Source organism: Janthinobacterium sp. UMAB-60, from assembly GCF_900095235.1.
Classification (GTDB): domain Bacteria; phylum Pseudomonadota; class Gammaproteobacteria; order Burkholderiales; family Burkholderiaceae_D; genus Janthinobacterium.
On record NZ_LT607483.1, the window covers coordinates 188,901 to 203,825 of the forward strand.

General features: G+C 59.6%; 11 protein-coding genes, 2 tRNA genes and 3 pseudogenes. 10 read left to right on the forward strand and 6 right to left on the reverse strand.

From position 1 onward, the window contains the following. Positions 1–32: 32 nt before the first annotated feature. On the reverse strand, positions 33–482 hold the full coding sequence (locus K0F86_RS04110) for a hypothetical protein (protein WP_219133082.1): 450 nt from the start codon (positions 480–482) through the stop codon (positions 33–35). Positions 483–832: 350 nt separating this feature from the next. Continuing rightward, on the reverse strand, positions 833–2,953 hold the full coding sequence (locus K0F86_RS04115; protein ID WP_219133083.1) for a TonB-dependent siderophore receptor: 2,121 nt from the start codon (positions 2,951–2,953) through the stop codon (positions 833–835). 287 nt (positions 2,954–3,240) lie between these two features. On the opposite strand from K0F86_RS04115, the gene K0F86_RS04120 reads away from it, so the two are divergent. The 3 genes from K0F86_RS04120 to K0F86_RS04130 all read left to right on the forward strand — a co-directional run bounded on the left by K0F86_RS04120 (position 3,241) and on the right by K0F86_RS04130 (position 4,676). Continuing rightward, positions 3,241–3,687 (forward strand): response regulator, encoded by a 447-nt coding sequence (locus K0F86_RS04120; protein WP_219133084.1) that lies wholly within the window; start codon positions 3,241–3,243, stop codon positions 3,685–3,687. 138 nt (positions 3,688–3,825) lie between these two features. Further along, a complete protein-coding gene (locus K0F86_RS04125; protein ID WP_219133085.1) occupies positions 3,826–4,212 on the forward strand; it encodes a BPSL0067 family protein in 387 nt (128 codons plus the stop codon). A gap of 8 nt (positions 4,213–4,220) precedes the next feature. Then, positions 4,221–4,676 (forward strand): STY0301 family protein, encoded by a 456-nt coding sequence (locus K0F86_RS04130; RefSeq protein ID WP_143451715.1) that lies wholly within the window; start codon positions 4,221–4,223, stop codon positions 4,674–4,676. Positions 4,677–4,758: 82 nt separating this feature from the next. Here the strand turns inward: K0F86_RS04130 and K0F86_RS04135 are convergent. The 4 genes from K0F86_RS04135 to K0F86_RS04150 all read right to left on the reverse strand — a co-directional run bounded on the left by K0F86_RS04135 (position 4,759) and on the right by K0F86_RS04150 (position 8,117). Further along, positions 4,759–4,834 (reverse strand) — tRNA-His (locus K0F86_RS04135). Between the two features lie 142 nt (positions 4,835–4,976). Next, a complete protein-coding gene (gene murI, locus K0F86_RS04140) occupies positions 4,977–5,822 on the reverse strand; it encodes a glutamate racemase (protein ID WP_219133087.1) in 846 nt (281 codons plus the stop codon). A gap of 67 nt (positions 5,823–5,889) precedes the next feature. Next, a complete protein-coding gene (locus K0F86_RS04145; protein WP_096234100.1) occupies positions 5,890–7,431 on the reverse strand; it encodes a fumarate hydratase in 1,542 nt (513 codons plus the stop codon). A 71-nt stretch (positions 7,432–7,502) separates the two neighbouring features. Continuing rightward, positions 7,503–8,117 carry a YqhA family protein gene (locus tag K0F86_RS04150; RefSeq protein ID WP_219133088.1) on the reverse strand — a complete coding sequence of 205 codons (615 nt, stop codon included), beginning with the start codon at positions 8,115–8,117 and terminating at the stop codon, positions 7,503–7,505. 294 nt (positions 8,118–8,411) lie between these two features. Between K0F86_RS04150 and acs the strand changes: the two genes are divergently transcribed. From acs to K0F86_RS04185, 7 genes and pseudogenes are all read left to right on the forward strand, one after another. Next, positions 8,412–10,418 (forward strand): acetate--CoA ligase, encoded by a 2,007-nt coding sequence (gene acs / locus K0F86_RS04155; RefSeq protein ID WP_219133089.1) that lies wholly within the window; start codon positions 8,412–8,414, stop codon positions 10,416–10,418. A 215-nt stretch (positions 10,419–10,633) separates the two neighbouring features. Then, a tRNA-Ser gene (locus K0F86_RS04160) sits at positions 10,634–10,724 on the forward strand. Positions 10,725–10,955: 231 nt separating this feature from the next. Beyond that, positions 10,956–12,266: an integrase arm-type DNA-binding domain-containing protein gene (locus tag K0F86_RS04165; RefSeq protein WP_219133091.1), complete on the forward strand. Its 1,311-nt coding sequence runs from the start codon at positions 10,956–10,958 to the stop codon at positions 12,264–12,266. Positions 12,267–13,377: 1,111 nt separating this feature from the next. Continuing rightward, positions 13,378–13,572, forward strand: a pseudogene (locus tag K0F86_RS04170) (phage integrase N-terminal domain-containing protein); the annotation flags it as partial. After that, positions 13,557–13,787, forward strand: a pseudogene (locus tag K0F86_RS04175) (IS30 family transposase); the annotation flags it as partial. The pseudogenes K0F86_RS04170 and K0F86_RS04175, both read left to right, overlap by 16 nt. Positions 13,788–13,809: 22 nt before the next feature. Further along, positions 13,810–14,106 (forward strand): annotated as a pseudogene (locus K0F86_RS04180) (integrase core domain-containing protein); the annotation flags it as partial. A gap of 27 nt (positions 14,107–14,133) precedes the next feature. Then, positions 14,134–14,925: a hypothetical protein gene (locus tag K0F86_RS04185; protein ID WP_219133092.1), complete on the forward strand. Its 792-nt coding sequence runs from the start codon at positions 14,134–14,136 to the stop codon at positions 14,923–14,925.

Sequence of the window (14,925 nt, forward strand, 5' to 3'; positions counted from 1 at the left end):
GCGCCGGGCGCCCCGCCTCGCTCTCCCGCCGCCTAGCGGTTTTTCCAGCGCACCACCGGCTCTTCCGGCGCCGTGTCCGGCACGTTCGAGAGCGCCAGCCAGTGCGTCAGGCGCTCCGGATGCTTGAGATTGATGCCCATGCCATCGATGATGCCGACCTGTTCCAGCATGCGCGCATCGATTTTCGCCTTCGACACCGTGGGCGCGCCCATGACCATGCGGTCATACGCCTTGCGCGCCTTGTGTTCCCACTTGTGCAGACTGCTTTCGTCGAAGCGGTTCGCTTCGAAATACACGGTCAGGGTGCCATCGAGGTTGCCGAAGCCGACGATGCCAGCGCCCTTGCGGATGGTGGTGGTGTTGGCGATGTCAAATTCTGCCGTGGGCACGAAAATGCCGGCGCGGCCATCGATATCGGGACGTCCCACGGGCGTGTCCTTGCCGTAGGAACTGGTTTCGGTAATGGTTTTCTCTGCAGACATGTGCGTGTGTGGCGGCCGTACCGGGAGCGCAATCGGGCCCGGCAGCGCCAGTCATCCTGTTCAAAAAATGCGTGCTGATGATCAGGGCGGGGTAGGGGCCCTGGCGGAGCGATGCTTGGCATTGCTTGATACCCCGCTATTGTAGCGCCAATTTAATTCTTCTTGGCAACATCTGCTGGGGTAATGCACCCGTTTGGCCATGAAAAAGCCGCCCGGCCAGGTGGGCACTGGCAGACGGCACGCTTGGGCTCAGCAGCATCATTGCGACATGGCGGACGTAAAAAAACCTGCATCGACATTGCAACGATGCAGGTTTTTTGTCGAGCCCGTGCCAGGCGCGCTGTCACAGGTTAAAACGCCAGGCGGCCCTGCAGATAGACCATGCGCGGCGCGCCCACCAGCTTGCCCAGGTTGCCGTCCGAGGTGCGCGTAAAGTAGCGCTTGTCGGCGAGGTTGTTGACGCCGGCGACCAGTTCCAGGCCCTTCTGGCCCGGCACCTTCCATTTTACTTGCGTGTTCCAGGTGCGAAAGCCAGGAATCACGCCCAGGTTGCCGGCCGGGTTTTCCGCCACGGTGTTGGCTTCGTCGGCGAACTGGCGGCTCTGGTGGCTGCTCGACAAATCGAAGCCCCAGGCGCCCAGCTGGTAGTGGGCGCCGACGGTGTCCGTGGTGCGCGAATAGAAGGGCACGTCGTTGCCCGCGTTCGCGCCATCTTGCAAGGTCGCCTTGGTGTAGGCGTAGGTGGCGTAGGCATTCAAGCCGGCCAGCGGGCCGGCTTTGTCGAAGCGGTAGTCGATGGCCGATTCCAGGCCCCGGTGATGCGTGGCGCCCACGTTGTAGAAGACGACGTTTTCGCCGCTGCCGACGGACTGGATCTGGTTGTCGAACTTGATGTTGAACAAGGTCGCCTCGGCCGACAGCTGGCCACTCTTCCAGCGCGCGCCCAGCTCGACTGTTTTCGCCAGTTCCGGCTGCAGCGGGTTCTTGCTCGACTGCGCATTGAGCTGCGTGTTTTGCACGGCGCCAAACGAGCTGTTGTAGTTGCCGAACAGGGTCACGTTGCTGCTCAGCAAGTAGGCCACGTTCAGCGAGGGCAGGGCCTTGTTGTTGAGCAGTTCGATCTTCTGGTCGACCGGCAAGTGGTTGTAGCGTTCCGTCTTGATATGTTCATAGCGCACGCCGGGCGTGATGCGCCAGGCGTCGATGGCGATCTTGTCGTCGATATACACGGCTTGGGCATCGGTGGCATTGTCGGCGAAGCGCGTCGGCGCCTGCCGCACGCCGCTGGCGATGACCACGTTGTAGATGGCCTCGTCGGCGCGCTCGGCCAGGTAGCGGTAGCCGACGGTGATGTCCTGCGAAACCTTGCCGGCGGTAAAGCGCTGCGTGTAGCGGGGCTCGATGGCCGTCGTTTCATAGTTGCGCGGCTGGTGGCCCAGGCCTTTCAGGTTAGCGCTGATCAGCGTGCTTTCGCGCGAGCTTTTGTTGTAATAGGCGCGCACCTCGAATTCCTGCGTGCCGGACAGGGCGTTCAGGTAGCCGATGTCGAAGGCCTTGCGCTCGCCGCTCCAGAAGTCGGTCGGGCGCGTATTCTGGAACGGGTCGGCCTTGTATTGCGCCGCGGTCAAACCGCCCGGCGTGCGCGACGTCACGTCGTAGTAGGATAGCTTGCCGTACACCTCGGCCGTGGGGCTCAGGTCGTAGCGCAATTTCAGGGCGAAGTCGTTGACCTTCTCGTCGCTGCCGACGCGCCAGTCGCTGCCGCGGATGCCGGAATACAGCACCGCAAGGCCCAGGCCGCTGTCGAGCTGGGTGCCGGCAAACACGCTGGCCTGCGTGTTGTGGCCCACTTCGCTGTACGTGTTGTAGCGCACGGTGGCGTCGCCCGTGATGCCTGGCGTGGTGGGCACGCGGCGCGTCTTGAAGTTGATGATGCCGCCCACGTTTTGCGGGCCGAAGCGCACGGCGCCGCCGCCGCGCACCACGTCGACCGTCTCGACATTGGCCAGGCTGACGGGCGCGAACGACAGTTGCGGCTGGCCATACGGCGCGACCGACATCGGGATACCGTCCAGCAACACCGTGCTGCGCGGCGAATAGCGCCCGGCCAGTCCCCGCACGCCGATGTTGAGCGACACGGCGCTGCCGGCGCTGCCCGAGTTGTCGCTGATCTGCACGCCGGGAATGCGGCGCATCACGTCGCTGAGGCTGGCCGCGCCCGAGTTTTCGATGTCATCCTTCTGCACCACCGTGCGGGCGCCGGCGAAATTCTTCGTGCTGGCGGCCATGCTGGTGCCCAGCAGGTTACCGCTGACCTGGATCGATTCCAGGATGGGGCCGGCGCTATCGGCTGTACTGGCGCTATTGGCATCCTGCGCCTGCGCGGCGAGGGAAGCGCCCAGGCAGGCAAGGGCGATGGCCAGCGCGCACGGGCGCAGGGAAAACGGCAATGGGGAAAAAGTGGCGGCCATGCATGGATCTCCGTAATGACAATGTTTGCGCGTTCGCTCAGGCGGCGCGACAACATCGTGGCGTAGGCATCCGGCGCAAGGGGATAGGAATGATAATGATTCTCATTTTATCCGTCAATTGCGCAAACTGCGTAGCGCTGGCTTTCTCCGCGCGGGGTGGGGAAGTGTTGCTGGCGCGGTACAGCGGGGCGTCTGGATTGCTGCTTGGCACTATTGCTGGGGTGCGGCGGCATTGCGCGCGCTTCTTGTATACTGCCGCTTTTGCAGCCCTCAGACGTGAACGTACAATGAGCCAGACAACTGAAACGACACCAGGTAGTTCCTCCGTGGAGCGCCGCCAGGGCGACCAGCCGGCAAGTGCTGCGCGCAAACTCAATCTGCTGGTGGTCGACGACAACCAGGAAGTGGGCGAATCGCTGGCCATGCTGCTCGAAGCGCTGGGCCACCACGCGGTGGTGGTGCGCAACTGGCAGATGGCCGTCGAGCAAGTCAAGCTGTGCGTGCCCGACGCCGTCTACCTCGACATCGAAATGCCCGGCATCAGCGGCATCGAAATCGGCCGCCGCCTGCACCACAATCCCGAAACGGCCAACGCCGTGCTGATCGCCGTCACCGGCCACAGCCTGCCCATGTACATGGACGACGCGCTGGCCGTGGGTTTCCGCCACTTCCTCGTGAAACCCGTGCGCCTGGACGACCTGGCGACGACGGTGCAGTCGGTGCTGGCGGGGTAGGTATCCTGCAGTAAAAGACGAAGAGAGCCGGCTGCATGCCGGCTTTTTGCAAGAATGCGCAAACAGTTGTGCTTGCTTAAAAGCGCAGTCCCTGATCCGGCATAGAGTGGCATGACATCTATCTCAAGGAGATGATTTATGCCTTATATTTATTCCAATGTCGCCGAGTTGAAAGGCAGGCCCGTTGTCGGTAGTCGCCACTGCGTCGCTTTGGTGCAGTACTATGCTCGCGCGCCAGTCACGGCAAACTGGCGCGAGGGTCAAGCGGTGTTGGGGAACGCCATCATCAAACCGGGAACCGCGATCGCCACATTTGTCAGGGGGCGTTACCCGAACCGACCACATGGCAATCATGCCGCCTTGTTCATCGGCCAGGCGATAGGCGGCATCTATATTGCAGACCAATGGAAAGCCGACGGCAAGACCGAAATTTCGGTGCGGCTGATACGCTCGCAAGGCAAGGACAAGCGCGGTAATTACATCCACGCCAGCGATAACGCCGATGCATTTTCCGTGATTGAATGAGGTTGGTCATGGCATACTCAAAAACGACAATGGCAGCACGGACCTGCTGGCCTGCAATGGCACTGCTGGCCATATCGTGCCTGCAATCGACAGCCAGCGCCGCGCCCGTTGCCTGCCCAGTGTCGATTTCCCAGGGCTCGCTGCAGCTTGCCGATGTACCGCAAGGCTGGACCAGCTATGTCGGTTCGCCACTTTACCTGCATGCGGCGGCGCCAATGAACGGGCCACCGGAGCAGTTGGGCGAGCTGTCGGACTTCCGGCAAAAGCGCTTGAAAAAAGGTTGGGTAGATACTTATCGGCTCGATGGCAAGTTTCCGGAGGGGAAATGGCTGGCCTGTCGTTACGGCGGCACGGGTCAGCTGACTTTGGCGATGCGGCTCGACGACAGTATCGACAGCTGTACTTTTACTTATCGGCAAGGTGAGCATGTCGGTGAGCGCAACATCGCCATCCTGTGCAGATAGTCATGGTGTTTGATTTACGCCATAAAAACCTGCTCTGAAATAGAAAAAGCCCGGTTCGAAAACCGGGCTCTTCTTTATTCTGTGGGGTGGCTGATGGGGCTCGAACCCACGACAACAGGAATCACAATCCTGGACTCTACCAACTGAGCTACAGCCACCACTGTCTTACTTACCTGTTTAGCTGTTTTGCTGAACAGGTGCCGAATTATACAAAGAACTCGGCGAAGTGGCAAATCTAAATGCAGTCTTTTTGAAAGAATCGAAAGATTGCATGAAAACGCTCGCTTTTGCTCACACCGCTCACACGGACAGGTGTGTGACGGGCGGCTGCAAGTCCAGCAAGCCGGCGAAGGCTTGCGTCAGGGATTCGACCTTGGCCGTCGTGTAGCCCTGCAGTTGCGGGGCGTCGTTGTCGATGCGACGCAGGCTTGCCGCGTCGAGCAAGCGGGCCAGCTGGCGCGCCACGGCGTCGCCTGTGTCCACCAGGGTAATCGTTTCATGCGTATGCGCACGCACCGTGCGTTCGATGGCGTCCTGCACGAACGGGTAGTGCGTGCAGCCGAGCACCAGAGTGTCGACGCCTTGCGCCAGCATGGGCGCGATGTAGCGTTCGAGCATGGCGCTGGTGGCGTCCGTCGGATCATTGCCCAGCTCGCATTGCTCGATGCGGTCGGCCAGGCCTATGCAGGGCTGCAAGATGAACGTGGCGCCCGTGGCGGCGCTCACCTGTTCGCGCAGGGCCAGCAGCTTGTCGCCGCGCAAGGCGCGTTCCGTGGCCAGCACGGCGATCTTGCCGTTGCGGCTGATGCTGGCCGCTGGTTTGAGGCCCGGTTCGACGCCGACGATGGGCAGGTCGGGGTAGCGCGCGCGCAGCGCCTTGATGGCGGCGATGGTGGCCGTGTTGCACGCCACCACCAGTGCTTTCGCGCCTTGCTGCAATAAGAAGGCGGTGATGGCCAGCGAACGGTCGACCACTTGCTGTTCCGTCTTGTCGCCATACGGCGCATAGCCGGAATCGGCAAAGTAAATCAGGTCTTCCTGCGGCAGCTGCGCGCGGATATGGCGCAGCACCGACAGGCCGCCCACGCCGGAATCAAAGATGCCGATGGGCGCGTCCGGGCGGGCAATGCTTGCAGTAAAAGTCATAGGGAACCGTTGAAGATAAAAAAACGCCGCGCTGATGTTGCCGCGCGGCGTCTATGGTAGAGCTTGTTTAAGCGACCGTCACGGGAATCTTGCTGACGCTATTGAGTTGCTCGATCTTCGCCTGCCATTCTTTCGGGCCCGTGTTGTGCACCGAAGTGCCTTTCGCATCCACGGCCACCGTCACCGGCATGTCGACCACGTCGAATTCGTAAATCGCTTCCATGCCCATGTCGGCAAAGCCCAGCACCTTGGCGTGCTTGATGGCTTTCGACACCAGGTAGGCGGCGCCGCCCACAGCCATCAGGTAAGCCGACTTGTGCCGCTGGATCGATTCGATGGCGACCGGGCCACGCTCGGCCTTGCCGATCATGGCGATCAGGCCCGTTTTTTCCAGCATCATGTCGGTGAACTTGTCCATGCGCGTGGCGGTGGTGGGACCGGCCGGGCCGACGGCTTCGTCGCGCACGGGGTCGACCGGACCGACGTAGTAGATCACGCGGTTCTTGAAGTCGACCGGCAACTCTTCACCCTTGGCCAGCATGTCCTGGATGCGCTTGTGCGCGGCGTCGCGGCCCGTCAGCATCTTGCCGTTCAACAGCAAGGTCTGGCCCGGCGTCCACGAAGCGACTTCTTCTTTCGTCAGGGTGTTCAGGTCGACGCGTTTGGATTTTTCCGTGTCCGGTGTCCAGTGCACTTCCGGCCACGACGACAGCGATGGCGGCGTCATGTAGGCAGGGCCGGAGCCGTCGAGCACGAAGTGGCCGTGGCGCGTGGCGGCGCAGTTCGGGATCATGGCGACCGGCTTCGACGCGGCGTGCGTCGGGTGCATCATGATTTTCACGTCGAGCACGGTCGTCAGGCCGCCCAGGCCTTGCGCGCCGATGCCCAGCGAGTTGATCTTGTCGCACAGCTCGATACGCAGTTCTTCCAGTTTATTCTGCGGGCCGCGCTGTTTCAGCTCAAACATGTCGATGTCTTCCATCAACACCTCTTTTGCCATCAGCATGGCTTTCTCGGCCGTGCCGCCAATGCCGATGCCCAGCATGCCAGGCGGGCACCAGCCGGCGCCCATCGTTGGCACCGTCTTCATGACCCAGTCCACCAGCGAGTCGGACGGGTTCATCATGATCATCTTGGATTTGTTTTCCGAACCGCCACCCTTGGCAGCGACTTTCACGTCGACGGTATTGCCTTCGACCAGTTCCATGTGCACCACGGCTGGCGTGTTGTCCTTGGTGTTCTTGCGGTCGAAATGCGGGTCGGCCACGATGGAGGCGCGCAGCTTGTTGTCGTCGAAGTTGTACGCGCGGCGCACGCCTTCGTTGACGGCGTCGGTGACCGTGCCGGAGAAGCCTTCGAAGCGCACGCCCATGCCGATTTTCAGGAAGACGTTGACGATACCCGTGTCCTGGCAAATCGGACGCTTGCCTTCCGCGCACATGCGCGAGTTGGTCAGGATTTGCGCGATCGCATCTTTTGCCGCCGGGCTTTGCTCGGCCGCGTAGGCGCGCGCCAGGTGCTCGATGTAATCAGCAGGGTGGTAGTAGCTAATGTACTGCAACGCTGCGGCGACGGATTCGATCAGGTCTTCTTGCTTTATGACAGTCATGGTGTTCTCGCGGTGGATAAGAAGGGTAGGACTTTGATGCTGTTTGCTAATCAGTATGGGAGCGCCGGAACTTAATGGGGTGCTCTGGCCTGGTTTTGCGTGACCGTCATGATGCGGTCCGTGTACGCAATCGCCATCGCCGACAGGATGAAGACCATGTGTATCACCGTTTGCGCGATGATCACTTCGATCTTGTACGAGTTGGCGTTGATGAAGGTCTTCAGCAGGTGGATGGACGAGATGCCGATGATGGCCATCGCCAGTTTCGTCTTCAGCACGGACGCATTCACATGCGACAGCCATTCCGGCTGGTCCGGATGGTCATCGAGGTGCATGCGCGAGACAAACGTTTCATAGCCGCCGATGATGACCATGATCAACAGATTCGAGATCATGACCACATCGATCAAGCCCAGTACCACCAGCATGATGGTCGCTTCATTGAGCTTGGTCGGCAGGGCGCTGCCTGGTACGGCCACGGCCGTCAGGACGTGCTGCAGGGCCGCATCATTGCCGAATACGGCGCCGATCAGGTCCGACAGTTCCACCCAGAAGTGAAATACGTACACGCATTGCGCGAGGATCAGGCCCAGGTATAGTGGCAGCTGCAGCCAGCGCGACATGAAGATGAAGGCGGACAGGGGATGCAGTTTGCTATGTTTGGGTTTTTGTGAATGGTCGATCATCTGGAGTTTCCTGGGGGTAAATACCAATTTTTGGTATGCCCGACATTTTACACTTGCTGCTGATCCCTGCGCATGCCCTCGATTTCGATTCTTGGCCTTGATGAAACACAAAGTGGCATCAAGTAGTTGGTGAGTTATCAGTTTTTCCATTCAGAATGCTGGACGGCGCGCCCTTGACGCCCATCGCCGGTGGCGATTATGGTTAGAATGGATCGAGGAAAACGCTGCATGTAAGGCGTCCGTAAGACAGCAGGAATATGGTGTTACCAAACAATTACTACACTGGAGACTAGCATGGCCGCTATAGAGAACCAAGGGCAGGGCACTGAGCAGCAGGGACCGGAAGAGTCGCGCGTATTTCAACCGTCGGCAGCGTTTGCCGCACAGGCAACGATTTCCGGCATGGACGCCTACCGCGCCATGGTGGCCGATGCCGAACGCGACTACGAAGGCTTCTGGGCCAAGCTGGCGCGCGACAACCTGAGCTGGAAAAAGCCGTTTACCCGCACCCTGAACGAAGACAACGCCCCGTTCTACAAATGGTTCGAAGACGGCCTGCTGAACGTGTCCTACAACTGTCTGGACCGCAACATCGAAAATGGCCTGGGCGACAAGACGGCCATCATCTTCGAAGCGGATGACGGCACTGTCACCAAGGCAACGTATACAGAGCTGCACGAAAAAGTCTGCAAGTTCGCCAACGGCCTGAAAGCCAAGGGCATCGCCAAGGGCGACCGCGTGATCATCTATATGTCGATGTCCGTCGAAGGTGTTGCCGCAATGCAAGCCTGCGCGCGCATCGGCGCCACGCACTCCGTCGTCTTCGGCGGCTTCTCGGCAAAGTCCTTGCAGGAACGCATCATCGACGCGGGCGCCGTGGCCGTCATCACGGGCGACGAGCAATTGCGCGGCGGCAAGAAGCTGCCATTGAAATCCATCGTCGACGAAGCGCTGGCGCTGGGCGGCTGCGAGTGCGTGAAAAACGTTATCGTCTACAAACGCACGGGCAGCGACTTGCCGATGGTGGCCGGCCGCGACACCTGGCTGCACGACCTGGTCGAAGGCCAGAGCGCGCAATGCGAACCGGAATGGGTCGATGCCGAGCATCCACTGTTTATCTTGTACACCTCCGGTTCGACGGGCACGCCGAAGGGCGTGCAGCATTCGAGCGGCGGCTACCTGCTGTGGGCCGCGCTGACGATGAAGTGGAGTTTCGACATCAAGCCGGACGACGTGTTCTGGTGCACGGCCGACATCGGTTGGGTGACGGGTCACAGCTACATCGCGTATGGCCCGATGGCCGTGGGCGCTACGCAAGTGGTGTTCGAAGGCATCCCGACCTACCCGAACGCGGGCCGCTTCTGGGAAACCATCAAGAAGCACAACGTCAGCATCTTCTACACGGCGCCGACGGCCATCCGTTCGCTGATCAAGGCAGCCGACGTGGACCCGAAAGTCCATCCAAGCAACTACGACCTGACCAGCCTGCGCCTGCTGGGTACGGTTGGCGAGCCGATCAATCCGGAAGCGTGGATGTGGTACTACAAGCACATCGGCGGCGAGAAATGCCCGATTGTCGATACCTTCTGGCAAACGGAAACGGGTGGCCACATGATCACCCCGTTGCCAGGCGCCACGCCGATGGTGCCCGGTTCCTGCACCTTGCCATTACCGGGCATCATGGCCGCCATCGTCGACGAAGCGGGCCACGACGTGCCGAACGGCCAGGGCGGCATCCTGGTGGTGAAGCGTCCATGGCCATCGATGATCCGCACGATCTGGAACAATCCCGAGCGATTCAAGTCCAGCTATTTCCCGGAAGAACTGGGAGGCAAGATGTACCTGGCAGGCGACGGCGCCATCCGCAACAAGGAAACGGGCTACTTCACCATCACGGGCCGCATCGATGACGTCTTGAACGTGTCGGGCCACCGCATGGGCACGATGGAAATCGAATCGGCCCTGGTAGCCAACCCGCTGGTGGCCGAGGCGGCCGTGGTGGGCCGTCCGGACGACACGACAGGCGAATCGATCTGCGCCTTCGTGGTGCTCAAGCAAGCGCGTCCGACGGGCGAGGAAGCGAAACGACTGGCGCTGGAGCTGCGCAACTGGGTCGGCAAGGAAATCGGCCCGATCGCGAAACCGAAGGAAATTCGTTTCGGCGACAACCTGCCGAAAACCCGCTCCGGCAAAATCATGCGCCGCCTGCTGCGCGTGCTGGCCAAGGGCGAGACGATCACGCAAGACGTCTCGACCCTGGAAAACCCGGCGATTCTGGATCAGTTGAAAGAAACGTCGTAAGAAGGTCGGTCCCTGCGGGATCGGCCTGCGCCCCACTGGCGCGCAGGCCCCCTCAGGGTCCGACCCCAGTCCTTACCTGGTTACTGTATGGCGCTACTTTTACCCCAGGGTAAATAACTTTGGCAGTCCGTAGAATCTTTGCTATAATCTGCGGCTTCGCGACAAGCGATATGCAATACACAATGTGAGCAAGCAAGACGCGCGCATTGCCTTTAGGAGAGATGGCTGAGCGGCTGAAGGCGCACGCCTGGAAAGCGTGTATAGGGTAATACTCTATCGGGGGTTCGAATCCCCCTCTCTCCGCCACGGATAGTAATTAAGTAAGATCAGGACGTCTCAGGAAGTCCCTCAAAAACCGCTTAGAGCCTTGATTCTAAGCGGTTTTTTCGTTTCTGGACGTTGCACAGCGTCCCAGGATATCAACCTCAAGTAGGCGCAAGTTTGGGGGCACCTCGCACTCAGCCATTGCCGCTTGCCCCAAAAATTCAAAAAAACGACTATATTGATCTTTACAGCATGCCGCACAGGAGGTTTACCGTGCCAAAGATCATTGCTCCGCTGACAGATTTACTCATCCGCAACGCCAAGCCACGCGAGCGGCCATACAAAATGTTCGATGGTGACGGCATGTACCTCGTCGTCGCGCCTACCGGCTCCCGCATCTGGCGGTTCAAGTTCCGGCAGGCCAACGGCAAAGAGAATACGCTGACGTTCGGCCCTTACCCGGAAATCACCTTGCAGGATGCACGAGAAAAGCGCCTGGCGACACGCCGCCTGCTGCTGCAAGGAATCGACCCCGCCAAGCATCGCGACGACGCCAAACGCTTGGCAAAGGATAAGGCGTCCAACACGTTCGAAAAAATCGCGCGGGAGTGGCATGGCAACAAAGTGCCGACCTGGAGCGAACGCACAGCCAAGAACACCATCCAGCGCTTGCAAGCGGACATCTTTCCAGCCATCGGCCGCATGCCGATCGATGAGATAAAGCACCGCGATCTGATTGCCGCGCTGCGCAAGATCGAGGAGCGTGGCGCAAGCGAAGTCGCCCATCGCTTGAAAGCGGTATGTGCGTCAATTTTCAGCTACGCGATTCAGTGCGGATTCACAGAGCGCAATCTGGTCACCGATATGAAGGATGTGTTGAAGACCGTCCGCGCCGGACACTTCGCCGCCATCAACGCCGACGAGCTACCGCAGTTTCTGGCCATTCTGGACCGCAACGAAGCGCGCATGTTCGCGCCGACGCGCATTGCGCTGCGGCTGATGCTGCTGTGCTTTGTGCGTACCAGCGAGTTGATCGAAACGCCCTGGAGTGAAATCCACCTGGAGCGCGGCGAGTGGATCATTCCATGGCAGCGCATGAAGCGCGGCAAGCTGACCGTCAATCCGGATATGACCAACCATCACGTCTGCCTGTCGCGCCAGGCGCTGGAGCTGTTGCACGAACTGCACACGATTACGGGCCGCAGCAAGTACCTGTTCCCGAATCAGCGCGACCATGAAAAGCCGATCAGCAATAACACGATACTGGTGGCGCTTGGACGCATGGGATACAAGGGCAAGATGACCGGCCATGGCTTCCGGGCGCTGGCCATGAGCACCATCAAGGAGCGCCTGGGCTACCGGCATGAAGTCGTGGACCGGCAACTCGCACATGCACCAAAGGATAAGGTGGCCAGCGCCTATGACCGGGCGCAGTTCTTGGCAGAACGGCACAAGATGATGCAGGATTGGGCCGACTACATCGATGCTGTCAGCGGCAAGGGAGCGCCGCCGCAGGCGCCCAGATTAACGCTGGTCAGCGGTGAATTCAGCCGGGATGGCGGAACAGGAGGGCACCATGTCTAAGTATGTACTGCGTCTCACGGATGCGCTTATCAAGTAGCCTTCCCCCGAGGATAAATTACATAAACTAGCTATCGGAGAATCCCGGGTGCAACGCTGCCGGTTAATGCCAGTGGGACCAGCCCAGTCCGTGCCGGTCCCAACTCTACGTACTACCAAAAGCGCACTTGATGAAACGAACCGCTTGCAAACGTCGTTAACCGGCATAAAATGAAGCTCTCTTATGTGGGAATCGCTCCCACGAGGGCATGCTTCGAGCATGTCCCTATGCTTAGCGGCATAGGCGTTGCGGTCGTTACCCGCCACCATGATACATAGCAGTTTCTGCTAGATTTATCGCCGGGCCATGCAGAAGCATGCACATCTCGGCCCGATAAAGCGCTGCCTTCAGCGCCTACATATCCCACAATCCGCAAGACGGATTGCCTGGATGATTGCGCCCGGTGGGCGCTTCTTCAAACAGGAGCAAGACTCCTGCCCCGATTGGTTCGCATGCCCGCGAGGTAGCGCACCCTATGAAGCACAGCATGGCTTTGCCGCAAGCCGCACCGTCAGCAGAAATGCCAGCGATGCGATGCCATCGCGGGTGCCGCCAGCGCATGTGCTTCAGAGTCGCCAGTATCGTCACCGCGAGTGCGATGCTGGCATGTATGCCGTCACATGCCATGGCTACGTGCGCGCGTCGTTACTGGCGGCGTGCTGCCAGTGACGACGCGCCGCCGACGGCATAGGCCCAGGCGGCAAGTACAGAGCGTCCGCGTGACGGTGCTCAGTGACGAGGCCAGGTGCCTCTCCATCGCAGGCTAGCCTTGCGATTTCCTTCGCCCGCTACGGGCTGATTAGTTGAAGTTGATCCGTGCACGATGTGCACTCCATGGACCCTGGGTGATTGGTCCCCGCTGCGGCAGCTTCCTCCGAGAGCGCGCAGCGGTGCCACACGCGCATGCGGCGCGGGCAGGCAGTAACAGCAACCGCATACACGGGAGTGGTGTCCCGAGGCCCTTGATTCAACCTATTCTGCTGAGGCAGTGAGGGTGGCCAGAAACACTTACCAGACAGGATTACACCACGCAGCATCGATGTGGAAACCAAAGATCGAAGGGATGACTTTGCCATGCGCGACCTGAACTACCAGCTCAAGCAACTGTGTCACCGCAACCGGGACGGCAGCTTTGCGACGCAGGCCGACCGCGAGCGCTTATTGAACCTGTGCGCCAACGACCTGGCGGAACGAGGCTTCCAGCATATGAGCATGGACAGTCTGAAACCGAAGCATGTGGCGGCGCTGCTCGACAAGTGGAAACAGGATTCTTCGCCGACCCGCATAGCCCATGGCAGCGCGGTACAAACGAAAATACGAATGGCCTACTGCGGCAGTACTTCCCAAAGGGTACAGATTTGTCTCGGTGGAGCGCTCAAGAGATTCAAGCCGTTGCTAATGCGCTGAATTCCAGGCCCCGGAAAACGCTTGGTTGGAAGTCGCCGGCAGAAGTACTGGACGAGTATCTAAAATCTGCTCAATAATCTGGTGTTGCGAGGACCGGTTGAATCCGCCCAATACGCCAGTCGAAAATTCCGTCAGCGCTTGTGGCGCTACCGGATACGGCAGAGTATGAGCCGTCGGGGAAATTGTTGGGATAACTCACCTATGGAACGGCTGTTCCGCAGCTTCAAAACGGAATGGCTGCCGTCAACCGGTTACATGACGGCACGAGAGGCACAACGGGACATCAGCTATTACCTGATGCACCGGTACAACTGGATACGACCGCATCAGTTCAACCAGGGACTGGCGCCGGCTGTCGCCGAAGAAAAACTTAACGTAGTGTCCGGGATGGGTTGACCACTACAATATAAGGAGGTACGCGAATTGCGTACACAAGCACTCGAAAAAGTGGCTGACGTTTGGTTCGGCATCTGTGGCTGCATTGATGAGCTAATTGAAAGAATTTTGGGATTTAATCCGCTTTCTAATAAAGGAAGGGCGGTGGTTTTGATCATCAAATCTTTGTCCGTCGCCGTTGTTTTTGCGGGCGCGATAGCGCCGTCACATGCGCAAAATACGGACGCCCTTTGGGACAAGGTCGTCGTGCAACTGGATGCCGCGCACCGCTGGGTCGCCGGCGATTTTGATTTGTCCAGCGATGTCGATACCGGAAGCGAAGTGAAGCATATATCAACGACCATGCGTTTGAGCGCCTGGAAGGAGGGGCAGCCTTTGTATGAACAAGTCAAGGCACAGCCGCCTGATAGCGGCAACGGCCCGCGCAAGGACTTTAAGTTTTTGAATGCCTTGACGTCGCTTGCCGATGCGCTAAAGGACGGTGATGCGCCACATCGCATCAACGGCCAGTCGCTGACAGGCGTTCCCTGCGTACTGTTCGAAACTCACTTCGATAAGGCGCTGCAAACCGGCGCCGTCAAGCTGTGGGTAGATCCGCAGTCAGGTGCGCCGCGCCAGATGGTTGTTACCGTGCATATGCCTCTGATGCTCGACGCCACGATTACCACACGCTATGTAGCGGGCCCCGAGGGCTCTGTGATGCCGGCTAACGTCGAATACGCACTTGAGGTGCTGGTGCCGTTTAAAAAATCCAAGGTACACATGGAGCAGATCACTACTTCTTGGGTGGCCCGGCCCCTCGTTGTCTCTAAGGATTGA